Here is a 1,907-nt window from a genome sequence, read left to right on the forward strand (position 1 = left end):
GCGCCGCGCGCAGCGAGGCACTGTCCTCCATCGCCCGCGTCACCGCGAAGGCGCGCCCTTCCGGCAGGCGCAGCACGCCCAGCCGCGCGCCGCGCCGCGCCGCATCGGGCTCGAAGGCCGCGCCGCCGAGGGCGAGCGGCCGTGCGGCTGCGGCGTTGCGCAGGATGGCGGTCACGGCGTGCTGGTGGCGATAGAGCGCGGCGATCGCGGCATCATCCGCATCCTCGATGCCGACGGACACGCCGAGCAGCGCGCCGGCCGCGACCAGCGCCGGGTCCGGCGCGCCGATGGCGCCGTAGTGGCGCGGCGGGTCGTGCCCGGCCAACGCCGGCAACGCCATGGCGGCGAGCATCGCCGCGATGCGCGCGGCATGTCGCGCGGCGCCAAGATCGAACCCTCTCACCCCGCGCCTCCTGCGCTGCCGGTTGAGCGAATCTCAGGCGCCGCGCCGCGTCGGGTCAAGCGCGTCACCGCGCGTCATGTCATGCGCGCGTCACCGCGCGGATGTCCTCCGCCGGGCCGCAAGCGGGCCGCGCCCTTGCGCGCCGGCCGCCCGGCCATGACGCCCGCAAGCGGCCGACCTGCTATAGGCTGCCGCAAGACCGCCCGGCCGGGGCGCTGCAAGGGGCTGCCGCATGGGCGTGACGACCGAGATCCTTCTGCCGCTCGCGCTGTTCGTCATCATGGTCTCGCTCGGCCTCGGGCTCGGGCTCGCGGATTTCCGGCGCATCGCGGCGCAGCCGCGCGACATCCTCGTCGGCCTGGCCTCGCAGATCCTTCTGCTGCCGGCCGTCGCCTTCGTCATCGCCACCGTCTGGGCGCCGGCGCCCGCGCTCGCCATCGGGCTGATGATCATCGCGGCGGCGCCTGGCGGCGTGACCTCGAACCTGCTCACCCGCTACGCCGGGGGCGATGTCGCGCTGTCGGTGACGCTGACGGCGGTCACGAGCCTCGCGGCGATGGTGACGGTGCCGCTCGTGGTCGTGCTCGCGCTCGGCCATTTCGGCGGCGCCGGCGCGACGGAAGGGGTGTCGATGGCCGGGATCGCCGTGCGGATGTTCGCCATCGTGGTCGTGCCGGTTGCGCTCGGCATGGCGCTGCGCGGCGCACGCCCGGCGCTTGCCGCGCGGCTGGAACCGGCGGCGACGCGGCTGTCGGGGGTGCTGTTCCTCGTCGTGGTCGCGGCCGCGATCTGGGTCGAGCGCGGGAACATCGCCACCTATTTCGCCGCCGCCGGCCTCGCCGCGCTGGCGCTGAACGTCACGATGATGGCGATCGCCTTCTGGGGCACCGTGCTGCTCGGCTGCGGGCGGCGCCAGCGCATCGCGCTGTCGCTCGAATGCGGGCTGCAGAACGGCACGCTGGCGATCGCGGTGGTCGCCGCACTCGGGCTCGATGCCGCCCATGCGGTGCCGGCGGCGATCTACAGCCTGCTGATGTTCGCGACCGCGCTCGGCTTCGTGGCGTTCGCCAGGGGCACGCGGGCGGCCGGCATCGCGTGACGCCGCGCGCCGGTCCGGCGCGACGTTTCGCGTGGCAGCAGCGCGCCCATCCGGATCGCGCGGTGCCCAAGGCCGGCGCGAACAGGCCGGGCGGGGCGGCCAGGTGACGTCCGCGGTCGCCTGCCTCGGATCACAGCCCGAGGGTCGCCCCGCCGCCGCGACGGCGGGGCGCGCCGGTCAGCGGCCGCAGTTCGAGCCCGGGACCTGATCCACCGTCCGGTAGCGGCCCTGCGACGTGACGGTGCGGACACAGGTGTTGGACGGGGCGTGCAGCCAATAGGCGGTCAGCCCCTGCTGACGCGCGACGGTGAAGCCGCGGCGCCCCATCTCGCTTTCGCCGCCGGCGGCGCGGGCGCCGCGCAGGTCGGCGGTCTGCGGCGCGGCCACCGGCGCCGCCACGACCGG

Annotated in this window: 3 protein-coding genes; 1 reads left to right on the forward strand and 2 read right to left on the reverse strand. The window is 75.8% G+C overall.

What is annotated here, in order from left to right; translation table 11 throughout:
• Positions 1-403 (reverse strand): hypothetical protein (locus HW577_RS24350; RefSeq protein ID WP_198378683.1); only part of this gene is annotated, 403 nt, incomplete at its 3' end.
• Between the two features lie 232 nt (positions 404-635).
• On the opposite strand from HW577_RS24350, the gene HW577_RS24355 reads away from it, so the two are divergent.
• Positions 636-1,502 (forward strand): bile acid:sodium symporter family protein, encoded by an 867-nt coding sequence (locus tag HW577_RS24355; protein WP_198378684.1) that lies wholly within the window; start codon positions 636-638, stop codon positions 1,500-1,502.
• Positions 1,503-1,679: 177 nt separating this feature from the next.
• Here the strand turns inward: HW577_RS24355 and HW577_RS24360 are convergent.
• A partial coding sequence (locus HW577_RS24360) for a hypothetical protein (RefSeq protein ID WP_198378685.1) occupies positions 1,680-1,907 on the reverse strand: 228 nt, incomplete at its 5' end.

This window comes from Neoroseomonas rubea (genome assembly GCF_016106015.1).
In the GTDB taxonomy this organism is placed as follows: Bacteria; Pseudomonadota; Alphaproteobacteria; order Acetobacterales; family Acetobacteraceae; genus Neoroseomonas; species Neoroseomonas rubea.

Excerpts from the sequence above, each read along its gene's own strand:
- HW577_RS24355 (WP_198378684.1), top strand. The coding sequence starts at position 636 with ATGGGCGTGACGACCGAGATCCTTCTGCCGCTCGCGCTGTTCGTCATC.